Source organism: Leminorella grimontii (genome assembly GCF_039789245.1).
In the GTDB taxonomy this organism is placed as follows: domain Bacteria; phylum Pseudomonadota; class Gammaproteobacteria; order Enterobacterales; family Enterobacteriaceae; genus Leminorella; species Leminorella grimontii.
Genome location: NZ_CP146357.1, coordinates 2344860 through 2370946, shown reverse-complemented (window position 1 = coordinate 2370946; position 26087 = coordinate 2344860). Strand labels below are relative to the sequence as shown.

The 26087-nt window shown below is 55.5% G+C and carries 27 protein-coding genes and 1 other annotated feature; of the genes, 10 read left to right on the top strand and 17 right to left on the bottom strand.

Annotation, left to right across the window (positions count from 1 at the left end):
* Positions 1-381 precede the first annotated feature (381 nt).
* From V8L73_RS11105 to V8L73_RS11075, 7 genes are all read left to right on the top strand, one after another.
* The gene (locus V8L73_RS11105) at positions 382-1743 is read left to right on the top strand and encodes an MFS transporter (protein WP_027272960.1); all 1362 of its coding nucleotides are present in this window, start codon (positions 382-384) and stop codon (positions 1741-1743) included.
* Between the two features lie 2 nt (positions 1744-1745).
* Complete coding sequence (locus V8L73_RS11100) at positions 1746-2543, top strand: sugar phosphate isomerase/epimerase family protein (protein WP_027272961.1); 798 nt, start codon at positions 1746-1748, stop codon at positions 2541-2543.
* A gap of 19 nt (positions 2544-2562) precedes the next feature.
* Complete coding sequence (locus V8L73_RS11095; protein ID WP_027272962.1) at positions 2563-3420, top strand: phosphogluconate dehydrogenase C-terminal domain-containing protein; 858 nt, start codon at positions 2563-2565, stop codon at positions 3418-3420.
* Positions 3421-3584: 164 nt separating this feature from the next.
* Positions 3585-4283, top strand: coding sequence for a transcriptional regulator NanR (nanR, locus tag V8L73_RS11090; RefSeq protein WP_261830817.1), 699 nt, complete (start codon positions 3585-3587; stop codon positions 4281-4283).
* On the top strand, positions 4280-4597 hold the full coding sequence (locus V8L73_RS11085; protein WP_261830818.1) for a hypothetical protein: 318 nt from the start codon (positions 4280-4282) through the stop codon (positions 4595-4597). Before nanR ends, V8L73_RS11085 begins: the two co-directional genes overlap by 4 nt.
* 134 nt (positions 4598-4731) lie before the next feature.
* Entirely contained in the window at positions 4732-5007 is a 276-nt protein-coding gene (locus V8L73_RS11080) for a type II toxin-antitoxin system HicA family toxin (protein ID WP_027272965.1), read from the top strand.
* 38 nt (positions 5008-5045) lie between these two features.
* The gene (locus V8L73_RS11075; protein WP_261831147.1) at positions 5046-5378 is read left to right on the top strand and encodes a type II toxin-antitoxin system HicB family antitoxin; all 333 of its coding nucleotides are present in this window, start codon (positions 5046-5048) and stop codon (positions 5376-5378) included.
* A gap of 47 nt (positions 5379-5425) precedes the next feature.
* Here the strand turns inward: V8L73_RS11075 and V8L73_RS11070 are convergent, their stop codons facing one another.
* From V8L73_RS11070 to V8L73_RS11025, 10 genes are all read right to left on the bottom strand, one after another.
* Positions 5426-6475 (bottom strand): DUF695 domain-containing protein, encoded by a 1050-nt coding sequence (locus V8L73_RS11070; RefSeq protein ID WP_036023051.1) that lies wholly within the window; start codon positions 6473-6475, stop codon positions 5426-5428.
* A 270-nt stretch (positions 6476-6745) separates the two neighbouring features.
* Entirely contained in the window at positions 6746-7366 is a 621-nt protein-coding gene (gene hisIE / locus V8L73_RS11065) for a bifunctional phosphoribosyl-AMP cyclohydrolase/phosphoribosyl-ATP diphosphatase HisIE (RefSeq protein WP_027272967.1), read from the bottom strand.
* Positions 7360-8136 carry an imidazole glycerol phosphate synthase subunit HisF gene (gene hisF / locus V8L73_RS11060; RefSeq protein WP_261830820.1) on the bottom strand — a complete coding sequence of 259 codons (777 nt, stop codon included), beginning with the start codon at positions 8134-8136 and terminating at the stop codon, positions 7360-7362. Before hisF ends, hisIE begins: the two co-directional genes overlap by 7 nt.
* Complete coding sequence (gene hisA, locus V8L73_RS11055) at positions 8118-8855, bottom strand: 1-(5-phosphoribosyl)-5-[(5-phosphoribosylamino)methylideneamino]imidazole-4-carboxamide isomerase (RefSeq protein ID WP_261830821.1); 738 nt, start codon at positions 8853-8855, stop codon at positions 8118-8120. Before hisA ends, hisF begins: the two co-directional genes overlap by 19 nt.
* A 6-nt stretch (positions 8856-8861) precedes the next feature.
* Entirely contained in the window at positions 8862-9449 is a 588-nt protein-coding gene (hisH, locus tag V8L73_RS11050) for an imidazole glycerol phosphate synthase subunit HisH (protein WP_347252999.1), read from the bottom strand.
* Positions 9449-10516: a bifunctional histidinol-phosphatase/imidazoleglycerol-phosphate dehydratase HisB gene (gene hisB / locus V8L73_RS11045; RefSeq protein WP_027272971.1), complete on the bottom strand. Its 1068-nt coding sequence runs from the start codon at positions 10514-10516 to the stop codon at positions 9449-9451. Before hisB ends, hisH begins: the two co-directional genes overlap by 1 nt.
* 12 nt (positions 10517-10528) lie before the next feature.
* Positions 10529-11590: a histidinol-phosphate transaminase gene (hisC, locus tag V8L73_RS11040; RefSeq protein WP_261831148.1), complete on the bottom strand. Its 1062-nt coding sequence runs from the start codon at positions 11588-11590 to the stop codon at positions 10529-10531.
* Positions 11584-12894, bottom strand: coding sequence for a histidinol dehydrogenase (gene hisD / locus V8L73_RS11035; protein WP_347252998.1), 1311 nt, complete (start codon positions 12892-12894; stop codon positions 11584-11586). The genes hisC and hisD overlap by 7 nt, the downstream gene beginning before the upstream one ends.
* A gap of 4 nt (positions 12895-12898) precedes the next feature.
* Complete coding sequence (gene hisG / locus V8L73_RS11030; protein ID WP_261830824.1) at positions 12899-13798, bottom strand: ATP phosphoribosyltransferase; 900 nt, start codon at positions 13796-13798, stop codon at positions 12899-12901.
* Positions 13799-13848: 50 nt separating this feature from the next.
* Positions 13849-13975 (bottom strand) — a sequence feature (His leader region).
* Between the two features lie 196 nt (positions 13976-14171).
* Positions 14172-14804 carry a glycoside hydrolase family 19 protein gene (locus tag V8L73_RS11025; RefSeq protein ID WP_261830825.1) on the bottom strand — a complete coding sequence of 211 codons (633 nt, stop codon included), beginning with the start codon at positions 14802-14804 and terminating at the stop codon, positions 14172-14174.
* A 383-nt stretch (positions 14805-15187) separates the two neighbouring features.
* Here V8L73_RS11025 and V8L73_RS11020 point away from each other — a divergent pair, with 383 nt between their 5' ends.
* Positions 15188-16006: an SDR family oxidoreductase gene (locus tag V8L73_RS11020; RefSeq protein ID WP_347252997.1), complete on the top strand. Its 819-nt coding sequence runs from the start codon at positions 15188-15190 to the stop codon at positions 16004-16006.
* Positions 16007-16045: 39 nt separating this feature from the next.
* Here the strand turns inward: V8L73_RS11020 and V8L73_RS11015 are convergent, their stop codons facing one another.
* From V8L73_RS11015 to V8L73_RS10990, 6 genes are all read right to left on the bottom strand, one after another.
* Positions 16046-18781, bottom strand: a complete 2736-nt coding sequence (locus tag V8L73_RS11015) for an autotransporter outer membrane beta-barrel domain-containing protein (protein ID WP_347252996.1) — start codon at positions 18779-18781, stop codon at positions 16046-16048.
* A 531-nt stretch (positions 18782-19312) separates the two neighbouring features.
* Positions 19313-19978 carry an arginine ABC transporter permease ArtM gene (gene artM / locus V8L73_RS11010; RefSeq protein WP_027272978.1) on the bottom strand — a complete coding sequence of 222 codons (666 nt, stop codon included), beginning with the start codon at positions 19976-19978 and terminating at the stop codon, positions 19313-19315.
* Positions 19979-19980: 2 nt separating this feature from the next.
* Complete coding sequence (gene artQ, locus V8L73_RS11005) at positions 19981-20682, bottom strand: arginine ABC transporter permease ArtQ (RefSeq protein WP_027272979.1); 702 nt, start codon at positions 20680-20682, stop codon at positions 19981-19983.
* 12 nt (positions 20683-20694) lie between these two features.
* The gene (artJ, locus tag V8L73_RS11000; RefSeq protein ID WP_027272980.1) at positions 20695-21426 is read right to left on the bottom strand and encodes an arginine ABC transporter substrate-binding protein; all 732 of its coding nucleotides are present in this window, start codon (positions 21424-21426) and stop codon (positions 20695-20697) included.
* Positions 21427-21443: 17 nt separating this feature from the next.
* Positions 21444-22172, bottom strand: a complete 729-nt coding sequence (gene artP, locus V8L73_RS10995; protein ID WP_027272981.1) for an arginine ABC transporter ATP-binding protein ArtP — start codon at positions 22170-22172, stop codon at positions 21444-21446.
* Positions 22173-22339: 167 nt separating this feature from the next.
* A complete protein-coding gene (locus tag V8L73_RS10990; protein ID WP_347252995.1) occupies positions 22340-22930 on the bottom strand; it encodes a phosphatase PAP2 family protein in 591 nt (196 codons plus the stop codon).
* A 296-nt stretch (positions 22931-23226) separates the two neighbouring features.
* Between V8L73_RS10990 and nikR the strand changes: the two genes are divergently transcribed.
* Both nikR and V8L73_RS10980 read left to right on the top strand, forming a co-directional pair.
* Positions 23227-23709 carry a nickel-responsive transcriptional regulator NikR gene (gene nikR, locus V8L73_RS10985; protein WP_027272983.1) on the top strand — a complete coding sequence of 161 codons (483 nt, stop codon included), beginning with the start codon at positions 23227-23229 and terminating at the stop codon, positions 23707-23709.
* A gap of 34 nt (positions 23710-23743) precedes the next feature.
* A complete protein-coding gene (locus tag V8L73_RS10980) occupies positions 23744-24658 on the top strand; it encodes a hypothetical protein (protein ID WP_347252994.1) in 915 nt (304 codons plus the stop codon).
* A gap of 58 nt (positions 24659-24716) precedes the next feature.
* On the opposite strand, the gene yqhD is transcribed toward V8L73_RS10980, so the two are convergent.
* Positions 24717-25874, bottom strand: a complete 1158-nt coding sequence (gene yqhD, locus V8L73_RS10975; RefSeq protein WP_027272984.1) for an alcohol dehydrogenase — start codon at positions 25872-25874, stop codon at positions 24717-24719.
* Positions 25875-26087 lie beyond the last annotated feature (213 nt).

Genomic DNA, 26087 nt, shown 5'->3' with positions numbered 1-26087 from the left:
TAATGCGGTTTCTCTTCTACTTATAAAAAGAAATCACCTCATCATACCAATTGTCGATGAAGTTTGACGTACGCGAAAACGTTAGCGGCGAACAGAGGCTTACAGCCGGGTATGTAAAAGGGAGGACGAGACCATGCGTGCCGTGAGCCGATACAAGAACGCTGTTATTACCGCGCCAGCCAAAGGCGGTTTCTGCTTATCGCGGCGGTTGGGCGCTGCGGTAGCCCGTTATACCCACTGATTTTTCGTACGTTCGGCCTCTGTACCCGCGGAAGCTGAGCGAATTGTCATTTATACAACAAGATATCACCTCATCATACCAGTTGACATAAACAATATAGAAGCGGCTGGCAGGATGGGTGATGACAATGAGGTAGCTCAATGAGTCATCAGAATAGCTCCCCCGAGCAGGCCGAGAAGTCGGCCATCAAGAAAATCTCTATGCGTCTGGTGCCGTTCGTGGCCCTGATGTTCTTTATTAACTTTCTGGACAGAACCGCGATTTCGTTTGCCGGGCCAAACGGCATGACGCAGGATCTTGGCCTGACCGCGGCGCAGTTCGGGCTGGCGTCAGGCATTTTCTTTATCGGCTACATTTTGCTTGAAATACCTAGCAACCTGGCGCTGCACCGCTACGGCGCGCGAAAGTGGCTGGCGAGGATCATGGTGTCCTGGGGTATTGTGTCCCTGCTGTTTACCTGGGTCTCCAGCTCGACGGAGCTTTATGCGCTGCGCGTACTGTTGGGGATTGCCGAAGCCGGCTTCTTTCCCGGCGCGATCCTGTACTTAAGCCTGTGGGTGCCGTCCGCCTACCGTAGCAAGATCCTGTCGCTGTTTTATCTGGCGCAGCCCTTGACGACGGTAATCGGTGCGCCGCTGGCCGCGATGATGATCGAACAGCACGGGCTTTTTGACCTGCCGGGCTGGCGGATTATGTTCCTCGGCGTTTCCATCCCCGCCATTCTTGTCGGCATCCTGGCCTGGTTCTATCTGGTGGACAAGCCGGAAGAGGCCAAGTGGCTCAACGAAGACGAAAAGCGCTGGCTGGTAACCGAGCTTAACCGTGAGCATCAGGCCAAGCAGACTCATAAACATCCGACCGTGATGACGGTGATGTTCAACGGCCAGGTATGGATGCTGTGCCTTATCTACTTCGGCTTTATCTACGGCCTGTACGCGCTGGGCTTCTTCCTACCGACCATCATTAACGGCTTCCAACAGCAGTTCCAGGTGACGTTCAACGTCTTCGACAAGGGGCTTATTACCGCCGTTCCGTATTTGCCCGCAGCCGTTGCGCTGTACTTTTGGTCCAAGGATGCGTCGAAGCGGGGCATCCGCAGCTGGCACATCACCATTCCCGCCGTGGCGGGGGCAATTAGCGTACCTCTGGCGCTGTATATGGAATCGCCAACCGCCGTTATTGCCGTGATTACCGTAACGGCCTGCGCCATCTTCTGCGCTTTGCCCAACTTCTGGACGCTGCCGACGCGCTTTTTAACCGGCGCTGCCGCCGCTGCCGCAGTCGCGCTTATCAATACCATCGGCAATATCGCCGGCTTCTCTGCGGGCTACATCACCGGCATGCTGCGCGATGCTACCGGCGGCTACACCGTGCCGATGTTTGTCGTCGGCGGCTTTATGCTGCTTTCCGCCGTGTTGATGACGCTCTTGCAGCGCTACGGCGCGGCGAATGCGCCCGTGCAGTCCGACATGAAAAATACGTTATCACCGGAGGAAAACTAACTATGGGCGTAGGGCTTAGCACTTACTGTTTCTTTTGGCGCGCGTCTGACAGGGTTACGTCCCCGATGGGGCTGCCGCAGATGCTCGAACAGTGCGCAGAGATGGAGGTGAAGCTGTTCCAGATCTGCGACTTTGAGGCCGTGACGAGGATGACGGATGCCGAGCTGGTCGCGCTTCGCAAGCAGGCCGAAGGCTATGGCATTGAGCTGGAGCTGGGCACCAAGGGCGTTTCGGCGGAAGTATTGGATCGCTATTTACATATTGGTCGGCAGCTAAACGTCCGCCTGCTGCGCAGCATGTTCAATTCGCCGACTCATCGCCCAACGACGCAGGAAGCCGAGGCGCTGCTGCGCCGGGCTTTGCCTGAGTTTGAAGCGTCAAATATCCGGCTCTGCCTTGAGACCTACGAACAGGTCAGCAGCCAAACCATGATGTCGGTTATCGACAGCATAAACTCGCCGTGGCTGGGAATATGCCTTGACCCCGCCAACTGCGTCGCCGCGCTGGAGCAGCCTCGCGACGTGATTAACAACACCGCCGACAGGGTGCTGAACCTGCACGTTAAGGACTTCCACTTCACCCGTCAGGCGGGCTGGGTGGGGTTCAACCTGGTCGGCTGCCCGCTGGGGGAAGGGCTTTTAGATTACGACTACATGGTAGAAAAAGTCCGTCCGCAGGAGAGGGGAATTAACCAAATCGTAGAGCACTGGCTGCCGTGGGAGACCAACGCCGTTACCACCTGTCGTTTGGAAAATCAGTGGACGCGCCACAGCCTGAACTACATACGCAATCGTCTTTAAATCAATAAGGAGCACTTGAATGTCTACTGAACTGAAAACCATCACTTTGTTAGGGGCCGGCGGCAAAATGGGGATGCGCATCTCCGACAATCTGCAAAAAAGCGCCTATCAGGTTTACTACTGTGAAAACGCGCCGGCGGGGCAAAAGCGGGTTGAAGACGCCGGTCGTAAAGTGACCGACGCTGATGCGTCCATTCCCAACAGCGACGTGGTGATACTGGCGGTGCCGGACATTGCGCTGCAAAAAATCTCTGCCGACGTGGTGCCGAAAATGAAGCAGGGCGCCATTCTGCTGACGCTCGACCCGGCGGCTTCCTACGCCAACCTGATTTTCCAGCGCGAAGGCGTCCAGTACGCGGTAGCGCACCCGTGCCATCCGTCGGTATTCCTTGAGCGCTACACCAAGGAAGAGTATGCCGACGCCTTTGGCGGCGTGGCGGCGGTGCAGTCTATCGTGGCGTCGTTTGAGCAGGGCACTGACGCACAGCGCCAAGCGCTGGAGAAGATCGTTCGCCAGATGTATGCACCGGTTGACGACGTTCACTGGATTACCGTCAAGCAGCTGGCCTATCTGGAGCCAACGCTGGTGGAAACCGTCACCTGCATGGTCGGTACGCTGATGAAAGAAGCGCTGGACGAAACCGTGCGCTACAGCGGCGTGCCGGAAGCGGCGGCGAAGGCCATCATGTATGGGCACGTTCAGATTGCGCTGGCCGTCGCCTTCCGCGCTACCAACCCGTTCTCCGACGCCTGTATGATCGCTATCGACTACGGCAAAGAGAAGATTATCAAGCCGGATTGGAAAACCATTTTTGATGAAAAAGAGCTGGATATCGTGCTGGCGCGGATGCTGAAAATTGACGCCATCAAGCGCTAAGATAGGCTACTGAGCCTCCTGTTTTAACGGTCGTCCCCAAGGTGGGCCTTCGCGCGATTCGGCGAGCGGTCCGCCTTTTTTGCTTTTGCCGTCCCTCTGTTGTGCCTCCCGGATTATGCCGATAGAATGCCGTCTAACTGATTGTGTTTAATACAGGTGCGTTGATGGCCATTCCCGAAATGAAGTCGCGCGTGATCCAGCGTAAGAAGCTGTCCGACGAAGTGTTTGAGCAGCTGCTTAACCTCATTCGCGAAGAGGATATGCAGCCCGGCGATCCGATGCCGACGGAAAGGGAACTGATGGCCCTGTTCGGCGTAGGCCGCCCGGTGGTGCGCGAAGCGATGCAGCGCCTTTCCGGCATGGGCATTATCACCATCCGCCACGGCGAGCGTTCCCGCATTGCTCGGGTGGACATGCATTCGATGATCGAACAAATCGACCTCACAGCGCGCCACATGCTGTCGAGCTCCAGCCGTAATATCGACTACCTGCTTGAGGCCCGTATCTTCTTTGAATCCGGCATTGCCAAAATCGCGGCGCAGAAGGCCAACGCCATCGACTTAACTAGGCTGCAAAACGAGCTGAACGCCATGCGCGACGCGCCGACCCACGAAGAATTCGTGCTGTCGGACATGGCCTTCCATCAGGAACTGGCGCGCATTTCCGGCAACCCTATCTACATGGCGGTGTCCGAAGCCGTGTTTCAGTGGATGGCGGACTTCCGAGGCGAAATGCTCAACTTCAAGCCGCGCGACGTAACGCAAAAAGAGCATGAAGAAATCTACCGCTGCGTTGCCGCGCACGATCCCATTGGCGCGGAGAAGGCGATGATTGAGCATCTCGATCACGTGTTGATGAAGTGAGCGCGGGCGCAGAAATAAAAACGCTGTTGGTCGACGTGCTGTTTTACGCCTCCGGGCCTGGCTGCCGCTCAACTGCGCCCAATCTTTCCTGCCGCTTCTATTGTCCCCATCTTATAGTGAAAGGAACGAAGGACTATCTCGGCGTCCGGTTTGTGGACGGCGATACAATTTCGCTGGGCGGCTGGGGAAGCTCCGTGATTGAAACGATGTATGGCGGCGTGGATTATGGGGCGCTGTTTTTGGAAGGCGCTGAGTTTTCTATTTCGGAAGGTGGGAATATCGTTGGGGAAGGGAAGGTTATAGGGAAAAAGTGAATCCTCAACGGCTTTGAACGACTCTTCATTTTTATTAAAAGTCTGATAAAAAAATTTCATTATTTGACTTCATTTATTGACTTCATTTTTTACACCGCTATTATGACTTCACTATATGAAGTCGTGATGGGTGTATGCAAGGAAAGGTGAAATTGCTAAGGAAGAGGCAATATTCTACCCTGGCGCAAATTTTTAAGACACCTGCTTTGGCAGGGATAAAATGGAAAGAAATTGAGTCGTTGATTATTGCTCTCGGTGGGGAAGTGAAAGAGGGGCGCGGCTCAAGAATAAAGTTCTTTCTGGCTGGCAGCATCGCGCATTTTCATCGTCCGCACCCGTCACCGGATACGGATAAAGGGGCTGTCGTCAACGTTCGTGATTGGCTTATGAGTTTGGGGGTAATGCCATGAATATGAAGAAACAGCCTGATATTAATACGCTTAACACCATGGTTGTAGCCGGTCAGCCGGCGATTATTAGCTTTGTTCCAGAACTGAACGCCTTTCGCGGTCGCTTTCTTGGCCTGTCCGGTTACTGTGATTTTGTCGCCGATAGCATTAGCGCACTAAAACGCGAAGGCGAGATTTCTCTACATGAGTATCTGGAAGACTGTAAAGCGCACGGGATCGAGCCGTATGCCCGAAAGGAAAAGCAAAGGACGTTTACGCTGCGCTATCCTGAATGGTTCGGCGAGCAGTTGGAGCATGCCGCCGCCGCGTCTGAAGTGTCGTTGAATTCGTTTATTGTTGAAGCGTTGAAAGAGCGGCTGTCGCGCCATTGAGGATAGTGAAATTGTCCCCCGAAGGGGACGTCTATTTCTTGTAAGGCTTAAGCATCGCGAGGAACGTGCACCGCATAGCCGAAATACTGCTGCCACGACGGATCGTATTCGCTGTTCAGCTCAAACTGCTCAATGCCCGCCCGCTGCAGGGCCTGACGGATAAGCCGCTCGGTTTTTGCCGCGTCGCCGGAGTAATACGCCGCTTCGCGAAAGGGCGCCTGCAGCTGCGAATAGGCCATCACGCCTTCGCGTTGAGATTCCAGATAGGCGTCAATTTCGTCCTGTAGGTCCTGAACGGTTTCCAAGCCGTTATCCGCCACGTCGATTTGTAGCCGCGTGACCCAGCCAAGGTCGGCGCGCATGGCCACGTTTCTGGCGCTGTCGTGTACCGTCACCAGCAGCTCGCCGTCGTCCGTTTCCGCCCGCAGGCCGCACCACCTGCGCTCTTCGCCAACGGGGAATACGCCGGTATAACCGGAAACGCCGCGCCAGAAGCGGTCAAAAATGGCGGGAAGCTGACCGAGCGGCGTCCAGGTGAGGCGCTGCTGCTGTTCTTCACTGAGATCGAACTCGACAAAGCCGGTCTTAACGGCGAAGTCGTATTCACCAAGCACGTGGTCGAGAGTGATATAAGCCATATTCTGTATGCGATTGCGCATATCGTACGGCACCTCAAAGTCGAACTTCAGGTACAGGCCGACTTGCCCGCCGTCCGCCTCGCAGGCGAAGCTCATCTTTTCTGCGCTCAGTTCAAACGGGTTATCCATCATTCGAAAGGCAAAGCGTTCAGGATTCGCCATCCGTTGACGAAAGGCGACGACCTGATGATATTGCAGCGTCGGCGCTCCTGCGACGAGTTCCATCACTAGCGGAAAGCGATCGCGCACGCCGTGAGCGGTGAAAATCATCTCCATCGGTTCATGTTCCGGCGAACCGGCCATTTCCAGCGCAATGTCGGAGAAATAGGTCGCCAGAACCTCATTGGCTTTGTCAAAACGCTCCCGCGAAGAGAGGCCCTTAAGAGAGGGTTCAAGCGCGACGAAATCCCGCCAGAATTGTGCGACTGCGTCGTTTGTGTCGTTTGTGGTTAATTCCATTTTTTATTTAACTCCGTTTTTAGATTCCTGGCTTAACGTAATAAATAATCAACCAATGTGCAATTTATCAAATGGATTCTGTCGTCCTAGATATTATTGTGAATTTGAAAAGACGGCTAGAGTAAGTGGCTTAAAAAGGGATTTGAAGGGAATGATATTCGTCATGCTATGAGTATGTACGGCTAAGAATATCCAAACGGCAGCAGGTGTTGGAAAAGCAGAAAATAAAAACCGGCGGCGTTCCATAACCCCAAAACGCCGCCCGTTCCATCAACTATGCCTTTCCCTCAGCCTTCCTATCACCGCACTGAGATCCAAATCCTGATCCTGCAGCAGAACCAGCAGGTGGTAGACAAGATCGGCGGCTTCGTTGGTCAGCTCTTCGCGGTCGTGCACGGTGGCGGCCAGCGCGGTTTCTACGCCTTCTTCACCCACTTTCTGCGCGATGCGCTTGGTGCCGCTGGCGTAAAGCCTTGCGGTGTAGGAGCTTTCCGGCGAGGCGGTTTTGCGATCGGCCAGAAGCTGTTCCAGCTTGTAGAGGAACGTCCACTCCGGCTCGGCGGGCGCGAAGCAGCTGTCGGTGCCGTTGTGGCAGGTAGGGCCATGGGGTTTGGCCAAAACCAGCAGGGTATCGTTGTCACAGTCCGGCGTAATGCTGACGGCGTCAAGAAAGTGGCCCGAGCTTTCGCCCTTGGTCCACAGCCGCTGCTTGGTGCGCGAGAAGAAGGTGACCTTTCCGCTTTGTTCGGTGGCGTGCAGGGCTTCCTGATTCATATAGCCCATCATCAGCACTTCGCCGGAAACGGCGTGCTGTACGATGGCGGGCATCATGCCGTCGGTTTTTTCCCAGTCGAGCGCCTGGCGCTGTTCTTGCGTTAATTGCGTTAACATAGGCGTATCTCCACTTTCTTATCGGCCAGATAGCGTTTCAGCTCGCCGATATTGATAATCTGTTTATGGAACACCGAGGCCGCCAGCGCGCCGTCGACGTTGGCGTCGCTAAAGGCGTCATAGAAGTGTTCCATCGTGCCCGCGCCGCCGGAAGCGATAAGCGGTACGTTACATACGCTCCGCACTAGCCTTAGCTGCTTGAGGTCATAGCCGTTGCGAACGCCGTCCTGATTCATCATGTTTAGCACAATTTCGCCCGCGCCGCGCGCCTGCACTTCCTGAACCCAGTCGAGAGTTTGCCAAGCGGTTGCCTTGGTGCGGGCTTCGTCGCCGGTAAACTGATAAACCTGATAGCTTTCCTGCTCGGCGTTGTACCAGGTGTCTATGCCTACGACGACGCACTGAACGCCGAAGCGATCGGCAAGCTGAGTTATCAGCGACGGGTTGGCCAGCGCCGGTGAGTTGATGGAAATTTTGTCCGCGCCGAAGGCGAGAATTTGCCCTGCGTCCTCAACGCTTTTTATGCCGCCCGCGACGCAGAAGGGGATATCTATTACCTCCGCAACCTTGGATACCCAGCTTTTGTCCACCACGCGGCCGTCGGAAGAGGCGGTGATGTCATAAAACACCAGTTCGTCAGCGCCTTCTTCGGCGTAGCGCTTGGCCAGCGGCACAATGTCGCCGATGATCTCGTGATTGCGAAACTGAACGCCTTTAACCACCTGGCCGTCCCGAACGTCCAGACAGGGAATTATCCGTTTTGCCAGCATGAGATGGCCTCCTCTACGGTAAATTTGCCTTCCAGCAGGGCGCGCCCAACGATAACCCCGGCAACGCCGCTGCCCGTGAGCGCCGCAATGTCGTTTAGGTCGCCGATGCCGCCGGAAGCCTGAAAGGCGATATCAGGATAGCGGGCACAGGTTTCGCGATACAGCTCAACGTTAGAGCCGGCAAGCGTACCGTCGCGGGAGATATCGGTGCACAGCACGTGCCGCAGCCCGTAGGGGCGATAGCGCTCTATGACTTCCTCCAGCGTTTGGTCGGAATTTTCCTGCCAGCCGCTGACGGCGACGCGCTTTTTGCCGTCTTCGCCGATGCGAACGTCCAGCGCCAGCACCAGCGCGTCTGCGCCGAAGCGCTTAAACCAGCCGGTGACTAGATCGGGCTGCTTCACTGCGGTGGAACCGATTACGACGCGTGTAGCGCCGGCGTCCAGCAGGGCGCTGACATCCTCTTGGGTGCGAACGCCGCCGCCGACCTGTACTGGAACGCTGACGCCGGCCAGCAGCTTACGCAGCAGGGGAATTTGTCTGGCACTGGGATCTTTGGCGCCGGTCAGATCGACTAAGTGAAGCAGTTCGGCGCCCTGTTGCTGATAGCTTTGCAGACGCGGCAGCGGGTCGTTTCCGTAGTCGCGCTTTTGTCCGTAGTCACCCTGATGCAGGCGCACGACGGCGCCGTCAATCAGGTCTAGTGCGGGTATGATCATCTGGGCTTACATCTCCAAAAAGTTTTTCAGCAATTGAGCGCCGGCTTGACCGGAGCGCTCCGGGTGAAACTGTACGCCGAAGAAGTTGTCCTGTTCGACCGCAGCGGTAAACGCGCCGCCGTAGTCGCTTTGCGCGATTGTCGCCTCACAAACCGGCATGGCGAAACTGTGGACGAAATAGAAGTAGGCGTCATCGTCGATGCCGCGAAACAGATGATGGCCCGCCAGCGGCGTAACGCGGTTCCAGCCCATGTGGGGCAGGGGAAGGCCGCCGGTCTCCATCCGATTAATAGGCGCGTCGATGATGCCGAGCGTATCGACGTTGCCCTCTTCGCTGCGTGCGGCCAGCAGCTGCATGCCGAGGCAGATGCCCAGCACGGGCTGGGTGCAGGCCTTAATCAGCGTAATGAGGTCGCGCTCTTGCAGCATGTTCATCGCCGCCGGCGCAGAGCCGACGCCGGGCAGAAACAGCTTGTCGGCGCGCAGCACCACGTCAGGCTCGCGGCTGACGGAGGGCTCATAGCCCAGCCGTTTGATGGCGTAAGCCACCGAAGCCAGGTTGGCGCAGCCGGTGTCCAGAATGACGACGTCCATCACAGCACTCCTTTTGAGCTAGGCAGCGCGTTGCCCTCAACGCGAATGGCCTGGCGCAGCGTGCGGCCGAAGGCCTTGAACAGGCTTTCGACCCGGTGGTGATCGTTTTTACCTTTGGTTTTCAGGTGCAGGGTGACGGCCATCGAATAGGCCAGCGAGTGGAAGAAGTGTTCGACCATCTCGGTGCTCATATCGCCGACGCGCTGGTGCTTAAATTCGGCGTTGTACTCAAGCCACGGGCGGCCGGAGATGTCCAGCGCGCAGCGCGCCAGGCATTCGTCCATCGGCAGCACGAAGCCGAAGCGGCCGATGCCGCGCTTGTCGCCCAGCGCCTTTTTCAGCGCTTCGCCCAGCGCCAGCCCGGTATCTTCAATCGAGTGGTGATCGTCGATAATCAGGTCGCCCTTCACGTTGACGTTCATGCGAAAGCCGCCGTGGGTGGCTATCTGGTCCAGCATGTGGTCGAAGAAGCCGATGCCGGTGTTGATTTGGCTACCGCCTTCGCGGTCGAGCCACACTTCAACGTCGATGGAGGTCTCTTTGGTGGTGCGAACGACGTGAGCATGGCGGTCCGGCTGGGTGAGCTGCTTGACGATTTGATTCCAGCCCGCCTCATCGCGCTGGTAGCGGATACCGCCGATGCCCATGTTGGCAGCCAGCTGAAGGTCGGTTTCCCTGTCGCCGATGACCCAAGAGTTAGCGTAGTCCATTACCTCACTGTTCAGATAGCGTTCGACCAGCTTGGTTTTCGGCTTGCGGCAGTCGCAGCCGTCGGCGGGCATGTGCGGGCAGATAAGCACGTCTTCAAAGCGAACGCCCTGCGATTCGAAGATTTGCATCATCAGGCTGTGGGGCGGCAGAAAGTCTTCTTTCGGAAAGCTGGCGGTGCCCAGCCCGTCCTGATTGGTGATCATCACAAGCGTAAAGCCGGCTTCCTGCAGCTTCAGCAGGGCGGGAATGGCGAACGGCTCCATCGCCAGCTTGTCCAGCCGGTCGACCTGAAAGTCGACGGGGGGCTCGGCAATCAGCGTGCCGTCGCGGTCAATAAAGAGGTATTTTTTACTCATTGGCGCTTTTCCTTACAGGGCTTTCAGGGCGTCGATGACGGCGTCGCATTCGCGCTGCGTACCGATGGAAATACGCAGGCATCCCTGCAGACCCGGCTGTTTGTTCTGATCTCTAAGTATAATCCCCTTATCCCACAGCGCTTTAAATACGCGCTCGGAATCCGTGAGCTTAAACAGCAGATAGTTGGTTTCGCTGCCGTAGGTCATCGTTACGTCGCCGCACTCTTTCAACTGCTGCAGCAGGCGGTCGCGGCGGGCGTTAAGGGACTCGACGCGCTTTCTCATGGTGGATATGCCCGCTTCGGTCAGCGCCTGGGCGGCGATGTCGGCCACCGGCGTGGAAAGCGGATAGGGGGCGATAACCTTAAGCAAAATGCCGATGATTTCTTCGCTTGCCAGCGTAAATCCACAGCGCAGCCCGGCCAGGGCGAAAGCTTTGGAAAGGGTGCGCAGCACCACTAAATTCGGATATTGCTTCAGCCAGCTTACCACGCTGGCCTGCGGGCAGAACTCAATATAGGCCTCGTCGACCACCACCAGCGCGCGGCCTGCTGTCATGTCGAGCAGCGTGCGGATATCGTCCGGGTTGATGAGGTTGCCGGTCGGGTTGTTGGGGCTGCAGACGTAAAGGAGCTTCACGCCGTCGAGCGCGCGCTCAATGGCGGGAATGTCCAGCTGCCAGTCGGCGGTGGCGGGCACCGTGCGGCGCTCTACGCCTAACGTTTCCGCGCTGACGCTGTACATGCCGTAGGTCGGCGGGCAGTAGAGCACGGCGTCTTTTCCCGGTTCGCAGAAGGCGCGCATCAGAAGCTCAATGCCTTCGTCGGCGCCGCGGCTGACCAGCACCTGCTGGGGCTTGACGCCCGCATAGGCGGCGTAGCGTTCAATCACCTTAACGGGCTGGCACTCCGGGTAGCGGTTAAGGGTCTGTTCCGTCAGCTGGTAGGCCGTCGCTTCCGGATATTCGTTGGCGTTGAGCCACACGTCGCCTTTACCGCCAATGCGGCGGGCGGACTGATAGGGAGTCAGTTTTCTGACGTTATCACGGACAAGCTGCTCAATGTTACTCACGATGACGCCTCCTGATTTAGCTGATTTAATTTTTCTACCCGCAGCGAAACGGCTCGACGGTGGGCGGTAAGCTGTTCTGCCTGCGCCAGCGTTTCTATCGTCGGCGCTAGCGCCATAAACCCTTCGGCGGTAAGCTTTTGTACGGTCATGCGCTTTTGAAAGTCGGCCAGGCCCAAACTGGAGTAGGTTGCCGTATAGCCATAGGTCGGCAGCACGTGGTTAGTGCCGGAGGCGTAGTCGCCGGCGGATTCCGGCGACCAGTCGCCGAGGAATACCGAACCGGCGCTTGTGATGCGCTCAACCAGAGATTCGGGATCGCGGGTCTGCAAAATCAGGTGCTCAGGCCCGTAGCGGTTGCTGATTTCAACGCACTGATCCAGGCTTTCCGTGACGATAAGGCGGCTTTCCGCCAGCGCTTGAACGGCGATTTCTTTTCGTGACAGCGTCACGAGTTGTTTATCCAGCTCTTCCGAAACTGCCTGAGCGATGTCTTCGTCCGGCGTCAGCAGGATGACCTGCGAATCCGTGCCGTGTTCCGCCTGCGACAGCAGGTCGGCGGCGATAAATGAGGGCGTTGAACCGCCGTCGGCGATCACCAGCACTTCTGACGGCCCGGCGGGCATGTCGATGGCTGCGCCGCCGACCGCTTGGCTGACCTGGCGCTTGGCTTCGGTAACGTAGGCGTTGCCGGGGCCAAAAATCTTATCGACTTTCGGCACGCTTTCGCTGCCAAAGGCCATGGCGGCAATCGCCTGCGCGCCGCCGACTTGGAAGACGTCTTGAATTCCGCACAGCGTCGCCGCATAAAGAATCTCATCGGCAATGGGCGGCGGCGAACAGAGCACCACCTTACGACAGCCCGCCAGGCGTGAAGGAATGCCGAGCATCAGTACCGTTGAAAGCAGCGGCGCGGTGCCGCCGGGGATATAAAGGCCGACGGCGTCAATGGGGCGCGTCACCTGACGGCAGCGCACGCCGGGCTGGGTTTCAACGTCAACGTCGGGCAATACCTGTGCGCGGTGAAAGGTTTCGATATTGCGTGCGGCGATGGCCATCGCCTGCTTGATATCGTCGCCCAGGCGGGCCGCGGCAGCGTCGATTTCCCGCGGGCTCACTCGCAGGCTGTCGGTCTGGACCTTATCAAAGCGGGCGCTTAACTCTAAAAGCCCGCGATCGCCCTGAGACTTCACCTTTTCAATGATGTTGCTGACGGCGTCACTGATGCGCGCTGACGCATTGACCGCCGGGCGTGACAGCAGCTCACGCTGCTGCTGTGGGTTACACTGCTGCCAGTATGTCAGTTGCATGTCGTTACTCCATCATCTTCTCGATTGGCAGTACCAGAATGGAGCTGGCGCCGAGGCTTTTGAGACGCTCCATCGTTTCCCAAAACAGGGTTTCACTGCTGACCATGTGCATCGCCACGCGATTTTGGTCGCCCGCCAGCGGCAGGATGGTGGGGCGCTCAGCGCCCGGCAGCAGCGAGACGATTTCGTCTAAGCGGTCGTTAGGCGCGTGCAGCATGATGTACTTGGATTCTCTGGCTTGAATGACGCCCTGAATGCGGGTCAGCAGCTTGTTGATAAGCTCCTGTTTGTCATCGGACATTTCGCCTTCGCGCTGAATCAGCGTTGCCTTGGAGCGATAGATAACTTCGACCTCGCGCAGGCCGTTGGCCTCAAGCGTAGCGCCGGTGGAGACCAGATCGCAGATGGCGTCAGCCAGGCCGGCGCGGGGAGCGACTTCAACGGAGCCGTTTAACAAACAGGACTTGAAGCGAACGTTTTGTTCATCCAGATAGCGTTTCATCAGGTGAGGATAAGAGGTAGCGATACGTGAGTTTTGCAGGCTTTGCGGGCCGGTGTATTCGGCGTCCAGCGGCATGGCGATAGAGAGACGGCAACCGCCGAAGTCGAGGCGGCGCAGGGTGTTGTAGCGAGGATCTTCGCCCTGGGCGCGGCGGTTGAGCAGCTCTTCTTCCAGCACGTTCTCGCCGACGATCCCCAGATCGACTACGCCGTCCATCACTAGCCCCGGAATATCGTCATCGCGCACGCGCAGGATGTCCATCGGCATGTTTTCAGCGAAGGCGATCAGGCGCTGCTGCTGAAGGTTGATTTTGATGCCACAGTTGGCAAACAGCTTTTGTGATTCTTCGCTCAAACGGCCTGACTTTTGAATGGCTATCCGTAAACGGCTTTTGTCTAACATGGTAATCCTCTTCTTATCGCTCTGTAGGTTGTGATGTTAAAACGGCGGACATAAAAAAACCCTCGGAAGAATTCTTCCGAGGGCTCTCTTTGTTAACGCTTGTCCGCCGCTGGAAGAATCGAGTCGTCTCCCAGCACCAATCGCCTGAAAGACTAGTCAGGGTGATGGTGATGATGGTGGTTGAACAAAACGTTGAACATGATTTTTTGCGCCTTTAAACGTAATAACGGGGTTAATAATTATGCACTGCCGATTAACCTACTCTATATCGCCCCATAATGGCAACCGTTTTTTTCATTCTTTTTATTTTTGTTTGGGTTAGCGCGTAAAAGAGGAACCGACTAGGGGGAACCGGGCGTTCCCCACGCCCGTTCTATTTAGTTGGGAGCAAAACGCTCTCGGCCAGCTTCCGTCTTTTTATCCTGTCTTCCTGTCCGTTAAGGCCGCCATTGATAGCCTTGGTAATCTTGGTGAACTCTCCCTCGTCTGCAAACGCGTTTAGCTTCCTCGAGTCCCAATACCATCCGGCAGAGCGGGCGGCATATTCTTCCCATTCAAGCATTTCTGGCTTGCTTATGAGGTCGACGCCCAAGCCTTTACCACAGTCAGCATAGTTATTTTTGAAGGTGATCTGGATTAGTCCCCGGCCTCTGAACTTCCAGCCTTCGTCTGCGCCGTTGCCATAACGATTGCCATAAACCAGATTGGCGATTTTTATCTGCCGCTCTTTAGGCACGGTTTTCTCTCGAGTCTGGCGGCCTAATTCGTTTCGCTGTGCTGGCGTAAGATATTTACTGAAAATGCTTAACCCGGAAACGCTGTAGTTAAAGCTTTCCGCTATTCTGGAAAAGCCTCCGGATTCATGGCCAACCTGCGCCAGAAACGCCGCCTGCCTTTGTGGCGTGGTTATTTTGAATTCATTCATAGCCGAAATAATGCTGGGATACCACCTGTCGGCTAAAGCGTCGCTGATGCCTGCCGCCTTCCTGAACTGGTCGCGAGTCATTGGATTTCCTCCATAATAGCCATTCTTAAGGGCTGTTAATAATTTATCTATATGAAAATATTTATGATTTATTCAGCCTTGATGCTTTTTCCTACCGTTTCAGCATATAGCGTTTGAACTTATATTTTGCGATGGAGTTCAAATGTACACAGGAAGAGTGACTAAATTTGGCATCGATTTTTGTCGTTAAATCAAATTGATACGTTAATCTTATAAAACGGAAGAAAGGAATGGGTGCGTTCTTACTTTAGGCCGCTCGTTAAAGGCGCCTGTTCTGTCCGCAATGTCATGTTATTGATTGAAAAACAGGGGATTTGTAGTTTAGAGGCTATAGTATATAAAATGAACTCATGGCCAACCAAAAACGAGACGGGCAACAGACGATGAAAACAATTTCAATTATTGGACTGGGGTGGCTCGGCATGCCGCTGGCACTGACTTTAATGGGGCAGGGATATCGCGTTGTCGGCAGCAAAACGACGGCGGACGGCGTGGAAGCTGCGCGGCTGTCGGGCATAGAGGCCTATCCGCTGGTCATGGAGCCCCAGCCCTTATGCGAAGAAGAGGACTGGCAGCAGCTGATGGCGTGCGACGTATTAATCATCACGCTTCCTGCGGGCAGGGATGAAGAGAGCGCACAGGCCTATCGGCAGTCCGTTCAGCTCTTGGTCGACGGCGCGCTAAGCCAGCGCGTGGGCCGGATTATTTTTATCAGCTCTACGTCGGTATACGGCCGTGAAGAGGGGGAAGTGACCGAAGTGTCGCCCAGACATCCACAAACCGCCAGCGGCCGTGTGCTGGCTTCGCTGGAGGACTGGCTGCACGGTCTGCCCCATACGTCGGTAGACATTCTTCGCCCCGCAGGGTTGGTGGGGCCGGAGCGACACCCTGGGCGCTTTATGGCGGGTAGGCAGGAACTGCCGGAGGGTAACTGCGGCGTAAATCTAGTGCATCAGGAGGACGTGATGGCTGCCATCGCGCTGCTGCTGCGACAGGAGAACGACAGCCGGATTTATAACCTGTGCGCGCCGGAACACCCCCGCAAGCGTGACTTCTATCCCGCCGCGGCGAAAAGCCTGGGGCTGGCCGAGCCGACCTTTACGCCGACGGAGAAAACCTCTTTGGGGCGTATCGTTAACGGGCAGGCGATTTGCCGCGAACTGGGGTTTGAATACCGCTTTCCGGATCCGATGAGAATGTAAGGCCGACGGGAAGACGGCCTTACGACGGGCGCTTTGGGATTAAAACGACCATGAACCGCCAACGCCGACGGCCCACGGCGACTCTACGCCGCTGCCCTGCATATATCCTGCATCAACGTGCAGCGACAGGCTCGGCGTTAGCCGCGCGTTGACGCCGAACTGATATACGCCGCGCGTGCCGCTGAGGTCGTTAACGAAGCGATCGTCATTGACCTTTACGTCGTTGCCGTTAGCAAACTCTTGAACCGCCGCAAGCTTTAAATAAGGAACAACGCTGGCGCTTTTCACGCTGAACTCATGCCCCACGTTGATGCCGCCTTCCGCCAACAGCGAGCGTTGGGCGTCTACGCGAGCCTGCATGCCGTTAGAGAGCCGATAGCGGCTGCTGTCAGTCATAAATCCAGTGATGGACAGATAGGGGGCGAAGTAGGTTTTACCCGCATAAAAGTATTTCCCACCCTGAACGCTTGCGCCGATCCCGCTGGAGTTGTAGCTGCCGTCGGCAGAAGCGCCGCTGGTCATTCTTGCGTTAACGTCGTTTTCAAATCGGTTGACCTTAACGATGCCGTCGAGATAGAAGCCGTCGTTGTGAAGGTAGCTGGTATAGGCGCCGATAGAATAGGCCGTGACGTCGCCGCTGCCCTGACGATCGAAATCGACGTCGGAGCGGCTATAGGAAAAGAATATGCCCTTGGTCAGTGCGCCGCTGTCGGTATCCAGGGTTGCGTCAGCGCCGACGGAGAGGCCGTTGAGATCCATATCGTAACCAGCGCCAGCGCCGCTGTTGACGCTGACTCGACGCGTAATATAGCTTCCCCATGCGTCAGCGCCGTGCGCATGCGTGCGCGTTTGGTCGAGGCGCGCTCGCACCGGATTTAGTTCGGTTTCAAATATCATCGGCGCCGTTGTCGCCATTGACAGCACCGCCGCCGTACTGGGCGTTATTGAAGGAGCTGGCGGTGTTAGAGGCGCAGGGACGGGATCCGGAACTGAATCGCCGTCTGACGCGGGATCTGGCTCTGGCTGCGGCTCTGGCGTCGGAGCCGGGCGCGCGTAGGCCGTCAGCGTCCAGGCGCCGTTTCCATCACCCACAAGCCGGTATTGGTAGGTCCCCAGATCGACAGCGCCTCCGGCGTTAGCCAGCGTAAAATCGGCGTTTCCTCCGCCGGTTTTAACCAGCAAAAGGCCTGCGTCTGAGGTAGGGCTTACGCCGGTATCGGCGACGTGAACGCCGAAGCTCCCGTTGGCCTGGCCGGTGACCTTCAGCAGGTTGCCCCGCAGGCCTGCCAGACTGGTGTTCATTATGAATTGCCCCGAGCCGCTCAGGCTATCGAGCGTCAGGGTGGCGTAATTTGCAGGCGTATTGCCGCTCTTCGGTTGCATAAAGACGATGCGTCCTCCGTTGAGCGTTACTGCGTTTAACGCATGAGTCACCGTGAAGGCGCCGTCGCTGAGATAAATGGCGCCAGAGTCGGATACCGTAAAGTTTGCTCCCAGCGCGTTGATGCCGGATGACAGGTTGAGCGTCCCGCCTTCGTTCACCGCGAAGTGGCCGAGCAGGGTAGACGTACTTTCGGGCGCAGAGGGGTCTGCGGTGACAAACATTGCGCCACCGATCTCGGCGTCCGTCAGCGTACCTGAATAAACGTCGGCGCGGCCGCCGTCGTTAACCGTAAGGTGAGAGGACGATGCGCTCAACGTTCCGCCAAGCGAGTACGAGCCGCCGTTCACCACGGTGTTGACGTCTTGGCCTGAAACATTGCGCATGATGCCGCCGTTAATGACGACGCCGTTTGCCGTACCCTGTGTTATTTGCAGGCTGCCGCCGTTAACCGTACTGTCTTTAATCGAGGCCGTCGCGCTGTTAACGTCGGCGCGGCCCTGAATGTTCCAGCCCGCGGCTACCGCGTCTTTATACAGCGTAGCGCTTCCTCCAGATTCGATGACGGCGTCATAGGAGGTGGCTATTCTGTTGTCGACTGCGTTTCCCGTCGCTGTATACTGGCCGCCGGATTTAACAACCGTCGCATTGTCTACAGCGCCGCTATTGTTCATCACGCCGTAGACGATGGAACCGTTGGCCGTACCGTATTGCGTTCCGGCAGTATCCCAGGAAAATTCTTTATGGGTGTAGTATTTGACGGCAAGAACGCCGCCGACGTTAACCGTGCTGCCGTTGCTGGTTCCGCCATTGTCCACCGTTTGTCTGCCGTTTGCGTTTATGACGGCGTTGTTGGAAATAGCGCTGTTTTTCCAGCCGTAGTCCGTGGTGGTGCCTGTTTCAAGCAGGCCGCCTGCGTTGACAACGGTGTCGTAATCAATGCCGAAGCGGTTAACCAGCTGGGCTGCGTTTGATAGTACGGCGTTGTGAAGCTGGCCGGCCGCATAGGGATTCGTTGCGCCGCCTTGACCCGCGTTAACGATGACCTTTCCTCCCGTCGCCGTAATTCCGTTGAGCACGCCGTTAATCTGCACCATTCCACCGTTCAGGGTGACTTCATTTGAAGTTCCACCTGCATAAATACTCTGCTGGCCTGCGTTAATGGTCGTATTGTTGGCGACGCCTCCGGTTTGGATAGACTGAGTGCCCATCATAATCGTCGTGTCGTTGGCCGTACCGTGTACGTTCTGGACTGCGTTTGTGCTTCCGGTAATGGTCTCACCGTAAACCGTAGCGCCTTTAGCGACGGTGGCGGTATAGGCTAATGCGGGGCATTCAAAGAGTATTGAACTTATGGCAATAGATAATAAAACGGGTTTTGTTTTCAGGTTCATATAATGACTAAAGAATAATTCCATTAAATAATAACTCGTCATCCGGCCGAATTTAAAAATAAAACCTTAACGCTCAATGTGTTAATTGAACGCTTTTATTAATAAATTTTGGGGCCTTTATCCTGCTGTGGAAGCGCCGCGAGAGCAGCCTTAGCATGGGCGAATTATACTTATTTATGCTGCGTTGTCTCTCTGTGTTGGATGTTTACCAGTATATCTATGTAACCAATCGTTAATGGCAGTGTGAGTTAATGAATGGATTAGTCCATTTTTGGATTTGTATTTTTTTTGTTTTATTTAAGTGAATTGAATTGAGGTTTATTTTTTAATGCGTTTGATATTTTATTAAGTTATTTTGTTTGAATTAATAAAAATAACTCTTTATGAGTATTTCCGTTTAATGAAAAGTAGGACGGATAAAAAATACGATGACGTTTCGGATGTGCCGATCGTATAGGAGAGGCGCTTAAAATAACGGCCCGGAACAGGGTTCAGGGCCGTTAGCGGGGGAAAGATAAACTGAAAAACTATCTAACGCTGTTCAAACGCCAGCGCTTTTTTCTCAATCACGCGCATCATCAGCGTTAGCCCGCCGTTGACGCACAGGTAGATAAGGCCCGCCGCGCCGTAAACCATCACGTCATAGGTGCGGCCATACATCAGTTGGCTGTAGCCCATGACGTCCATCATCGTGATGGTGAATGCCAGAGAGGTGCTTTTGAACACCAGCACGACTTCGTTGGAATAGGACGACAGCGCGCGCTTAAAGGCGTAGGGCAGCAGGATGCGCAGCGTTTGCCCGCGAGACATCCCAAGCGCATGGCAAGATTGCCACTGGCCGTCGGGAATCGCCTTGATGGCGCCGTGAAACAGCAGTGTCGAGTAGGCCGCGCTGTTAAGCGCCAGCGCCACTATAGCGCAAAGCCAGGGCTGAGATATTATGAGCCAAAGCTTGGGATAGTCCTGTAGGCTTTCGAACTGACCGGGGCCGTAATAAATAAGAAAGATTTGTACCAGCAGCGGCGTTCCGGTGAACAGCGCGATGTAGCCTTTGACCAGCTGAGTTATCACCGGCGTTTTTAGCGTGAGTACGACGGTGAACAGCAGTGCTAAAAACAGGGCGAGAACCAGTGAAATCAGCGTGAGCAGCAGGCTGACGTGCAGGCCTTGCAGGACGTCGGGTAAATATTTCAACATGGTTACGCCCTCCGCTCAAAGCGGACGATCCGCCGTTCTATATAGGCCAAAAGGCGCTGGCTTATGAGCGTAATGACCAGATAAATCAGCATGGCGATGATGAACCAGTTGAAGGGTTCCTGAGTGCGGATAGCAATGCTTTTGGTTTGCATCATCAGATCGTTAACGCTGATAAGCGACACCAGCGCCGTATCCTTTAGCAGCACCAGCCACTGGTTGCCTAATCCGGGCAGGGCGTGGCGCCACATCTGGGGCATGATTAGGCGAAAGAAGATCGCCGCCTTACTTAGCCCCAGCGCCTGACCCGATTCCCACTGGCCGCGCGGAACGGCCTTAAGCGCGCCGCGAAGCGTCTGCGAGCCGTAGGCGGCGTACAGCAGAGAAAGGGCGATAACCCCGCACAGGAAGGGGCTAACGTCGAAGTTTTCAATCTCAACCTGAACGGTGACGCCAAACAGCGTGAAGCCGTCGGCCAGCGTGATTAAAAGCTGCGATGCGCCAAAGTAGATAAACAGCACGACCAGTATCTCGGGCAGGCCGCGCAGCACCGTGACGATTACCGTGGCGATAAGCGCGACGACGCGCACGCGCGCCAGTTCCCAGACGGCGAACAGCATGGCCAGCGCCAGTCCTAATACCAGCGAACAAACGGCAAGGCCAACGGTCATGCCGGTGGCGCTTGCTAGGGGCAGTATTTCATTCATCTATGGGCTTACTTACTTTTGAAACCATTTATCATAAATAGCCTGGTAGGTGCCGTTTTGCTTAATTTTTTCCAGCGCCCCGTTTAGCTTATCGCGAAGGTCCGTGTTCTTTTGGTTGACCGCGATAGCGAAACCGGTGCCAAAGTAGGTGTTGTCATTGATCTTGTCGCCGACGGTTTCAAGGTCGTCGTTTTTCTTCAGCCACTCGGCGACGACGGCGGTATCGCCGAAGACGGCGTTAACGCGGCCGCTTTTTAGGTCAAGAATGGCGTTTTGATAGCTGTCATAGGCAACGGGAGTCATCTCGGTGTGCTTGTCCAGCAGGTACTTCTGATGAGTTGTACCGTTTTGCATACCTACGCGCTGGCCTTTCAGCGCGTCAATGCTGGCGACCTTGCCCTTGATAGCAATAAACTGCGCGGAGTTGTCATAGTAGGTATTAGTGAACGCAACCTGCTGTTGGCGCTCCGGTGTGACGTCCATTGCGGCGATCGTGGCGTCAAAACGGCGGAACTTCAGGCCGGGGACCAGGCTGTCAAAACCTTGGTGGGTAAAGGTGCATTCCGCCTGAAGTTCTTTACACAGCGCGTTAGCCAGGTCGATATCAAACCCCTGAATTTGGTTATTGGCATCCATAAACTCAAACGGAGGGTAGGAGGCTTCGGTTGCAAAGCGAATTTTTTCCGCAGCGGCGGCGGAGAGGCTCATTCCGGCGATTAGCGTAGCGATCAGCAGTTTTTTCATAACGAGCTCCAGAGAATTTAGTGAGAAAGATATCCGGCAAACGCCTCGGTTTGCGGGTGGGTAAACGCCTGGGCGTCGCCGTATTCGACAATGTGCCCCTGCTCCATATAGACGACGCGGCTGGCGGTCTTCTTGGCGAATTCCACTTCGTGAGTCACGATAACCTGAGTAATGCCAGTATCGGCCAGTTCGCGAATAATGCTAACAACCTGTGCGGTGATTTCTGGGTCCAACGCCGCGGTGGGTTCGTCAAACAGCAGAATTTGCGGTTCCATCATCAGCGCCCGCGCAATGGCGACGCGCTGCTGTTGGCCGCCGGAAAGGTGTAAAGGATAGCGTGCGCTAAATTCACCCAGCCGCAGGCGGGCTAACAGCTTTTCCGCTCGATTGATGGCTACGTCTTTAGACAGGCCAAGCACGCGGCAGGGCGCTTCAATCAGGTTTTGCATTACCGTCAGATGGGGCCACAGGTTATATTGCTGAAACACCATACCGACGTTACGGCGTAACTCGCGAATGGCGCCTTCAGAAGGCGGCACGCTGAAGTTAAAGTCGTTGCCGGCAATGGAAAGCTGGCCTGAACGCGGCATTTCCAGCAGGTTAAGCACGCGAATCAGCGAGCTCTTACCGGCACCGCTCGGGCCAAGCAGAACCAGCGTTTCACCGCTTGGGCAGTCTAACGAGATGTCAAACAGCGCCTGGTGGTTGCCGTAGAAGCAGTTAATGTTTTTTAAGTGAATACTCATGCGACATTAATGAATAGTAATGAATGCGGTAATGGTATCGTCGACGGGATGGGGATGCAATCAAAGCCGGATAAATTTTATTGCTATTTGATGAAAAGCGGTCTTTAAGAAACGGACGGTATGAAAGAGATAGCGGCGGCCAACGACGCGGCCGCCGATAAAGAAGGTTACATAATCAGGCAGTGGATCTCATAAGCGGCCCAGCCCAGCGCGGCGCCTGCCGGCAGGTCGAGGAGGTAATGCTGCTTGGTAAAGGTGCACGAAAGGGCTATAAGCACCGGGAACAGGAATACCCACGGACCTAACGTACTGTAAGCCAGCAGCGCGGTCAGCGTAGCGACGGAAACGTGCATGCTGGGGAAGCAGTTGGATGAATCGTCAAATTTCTGAACGAACAGCAGGAATTTTTCCGACCAGCTTTTGCCGGTGTTGATGCTCCGCCAGTGCTTGGGCGTTGAAACCGGGAACAGGGAGAAGAACGTCATCTGCATCACCAACAGGATGATGTAGCTAAAGACTATCATGATGAAGTGGCGAGAGTCTTCTACGATCCAGTTGATATAAAGAATGGCCGGATAGTAAAGAAAGCTGTAAATCCACGACCACCAGGGCCAAAAAGGGATTTTTTCATCAATGGTGGAGTTGAATTCACGTGGCTTAACCAGCATGTGTCGTTGGGTGAAAAAGTAAAACTGATAAACGCCAACGATCAAAATTCCGCTAAGTATTAAGTGAATAGCATAATCAATGGGACTCACGGGTTATTCCTTTAACTTGATTTAATGTTATAGAGCCGAGTAGATCCGACGATGGTATATAAATCCTCGGAACTTGGGTATTAAAATCCCTTAAATGGAGAAATAAAGAAACGTGTTATTTGTTTCAAAATATAAAAATTGTTTATATTTACAATAGGTTAATTTTTGTAACATGAGTCGCTCATTTTTATGCCGCTGTAAACGCGACAAATAGGGTTCGAACCTCGACGGCCCCGGCGGCAAAGGCTATGATATCCGTTACTTTATGACGGTTCCCTACGGCAGGAGGAACGGAAATGCAGCGCATTACGATTTCTATCGATGACGATCTGATGGAAGAGATTGATAACATCATCAAGAAAAAGAACTATCAGAATCGCTCAGAGGCTATTCGCGATTTAGCGCGTGCGGGCATTCAGCACTCGTCCTCTGCGGTAGAGGGGAATCCGCCCTGCGTGGGCGCACTGGTGTATGTATACGATCATGAATCCAGAGAGCTCTCCAAGCGGCTGACGCGTACCTTCCATGAGCAACACGATCTGACGCTGGCCAGCCTGCACGTGCACCTCGATCACGGCAGCTGTATGGAAGTGTCGATGCTAAAAGGCGAAGCCGATCGGGTTAGCCAGCTGGCGGAGCAGGTGATCACCGAGCGCGGCGTCAGGTACGGCAAGCTTATTTTAGTGCCGGACAACACCGGCGGACACGAGCATTCTCATCACGGACATTCCCATTCTCACCATCATCATGAGCACGATGTGCCTGAGGCTGACGACTAGGAACGTTGGGTGTTTCTATAAGGACTGTAGAACTATGATCTTTCTCTCTTCTATTGCAGCGCGTGGCTTCAAACACGTGGCCGCCGCGCTGGCGTTTATTGGTGCGCTGCTGAGCTTTTGCACGTCGGCGCAAGAAACGCTGGATGAACTACAGCGTCAGGCCGATCTGGGAAGCCCCGTCGCACAGTACAACCTGGCGCTGAAATATCGTCACGGAGAGGGCGTTGCGCAAGACGACGTGCGGGCAGTTGAATGGTATCGAAAGGCGGCGCAACAGGGATATGTCGACGCACAGTACAACCTCGCGATTATGTACCGCAAGGGGTTGGGCGTTGAGCAAAACAATGAGCAGGCGGCTGAATGGTACCGAAAAGCGGCCGAGCAGGGAGATTCGTATGCCCAATTTAACCTCGGGCTGATGTTCCGGCGCGGGACTGGCGTGGTACAGGATGACGTTGAGGCCGTAAAGTGGTATCGAAAGGCGGCCGAGCAGGGACTTGGACGGGCGCAAAGCAATTTGGGCTTTATGTATGAAAATGGGTATGGCGTTGAGAAGGATGAGGTCATGGCGGCAGAGCTGTATCGCAAAGCTGCCGAACAGGGGACTATCGACGCTCAGTATAATCTCGGCGGGCTTTATAGCAGCGGCCGCGGCGTCCCCAAAAGCGACAGGTTGTCGATGATGTGGTATCTCAAAGCGGCGGAACAGGGTGATACCGACTCTTGTTACAATGTTGGCATTCGTTACTACAACGGAAGAGGCGTAGACAAAGATTACACACAGGCCTACGTCTGGTTCTCGCTGGCGGCCCAGAGCGGAGATGAAGACGCATTGACGATGGTTAAGCGCTGTGAAGAAAAGATGACGGCGGATGAGCTGAGTAAGGCGAAGGCCGCGCTTGCCGAGGCGTCGAAAAGGGCTAATAACGGCGCGAAGGGCACTGAATAAATAACAACGCCGCCGAGGATAACCCGGGCGGCGTTTCTTTTACACTTCGCTTATGCCTTTAGCGAGCCGCCTCATAAATCTTCCGGCTCTCTTCCAGCGTAACGTCGCGGCGTTCACCGAGCTGGGTCATGCCGTGCTCTTCCAGCTTTTTCACCAGCGCCGGGATGGTGCTGCCGTCCAGGCCGTAGTCGGAAAGGCGGGTCGGTGCGCCCATCTGCTGGAAAAATTTCTCCGTCGCCTTAATGGCGGCCTCGATGCGCTCGTCTTCGGTCCCGGTATCAATTCCCCAGACGCGCTCGGCATACTGCAGCAGTTTTTCCCACTTCTGGGCCTTTCTCGCCCGGAGCATTGACGGCAGCACGATGGCCAGCGTCTGTGCGTGGTCAAGGCCGTGCATGGCGGTCAGCTCGTGGCCCAGCATGTGGGTCGCCCAGTCTTGTGGCACGCCGGCGCCGATTAGCCCGTTAAGCGCCATCGTTGCGCTCCACATGATGTTGGCGCGCACCGCGTAGTTTTCCGGCTCTTTCAGCGCCTTGGGGCCTTCTTCAATCAGCGTGAGCAAAAGCCCTTCTGCAAAGCGGTCCTGCACTTTGGCGTCAACCGGGTAAGTCAGGTACTGCTCGACGGTGTGGATAAACGCGTCCACTACGCCGTTAGCGACCTGACGCGGCGGCAGGGTGTAGGTGGTCAGCGGATCCAGAATGGCGAAGCGCGGCAGCACGTAGGGGGAATGAAAGGCCTGCTTGTCGCCGGTTTCTCTACGGCTGATGACTGCGCCGCTGTTCATTTCGGAACCTGTTGCTGGTAGCGTCAGTACGCTGCCGATGGGCAGCGCGTCGGCCACCTTTCTTCCGCCGCTGCTGATAATGTCCCAGGTGTCGCCGGCATATTTTGCCGCCGCGGCGATAAACTTGGTGCCGTCCAGCACGGAGCCGCCGCCGACCGCCAGCAGATAGTCTACCTTGTTGTTATGAACCGCTTCCACGGCCTTCATCAGCGTTTCATAGGCCGGGTTAGGCTCAATGCCGCCGAACTCGAACAGCTGGTAGCCTTCCAGCGCGCGATGGACCTGATCGAGCACGCCGTTGCGCTTGATGCTGCCGCCGCCGTAGGTAATCAGTACGCGGGCGTCAGCAGGAATAAGCTTGGGAAGCTGGGCTATCTGCCCTTGGCCAAAGACGACTTTCGTGGCGAGATGAAGCGTGAAGTTATTCATACGATAGGCTCCCTGATGGAGAAAAGGTGATAAGGCACGGGGTGTCCATAGTGGATTTTATGCCTTTGATAGTACGTTGACTGCCACAAAGTATGGGGGCCGGCAGGTGGAATTTCAATGTCGAAAAGTGGCTTTTTCCTAAGGAAAGCATGTTATGCCCGTGCAAATTCCGCTGATTGGGCAATACTTTATAGGGGTACATCCTAACTATGA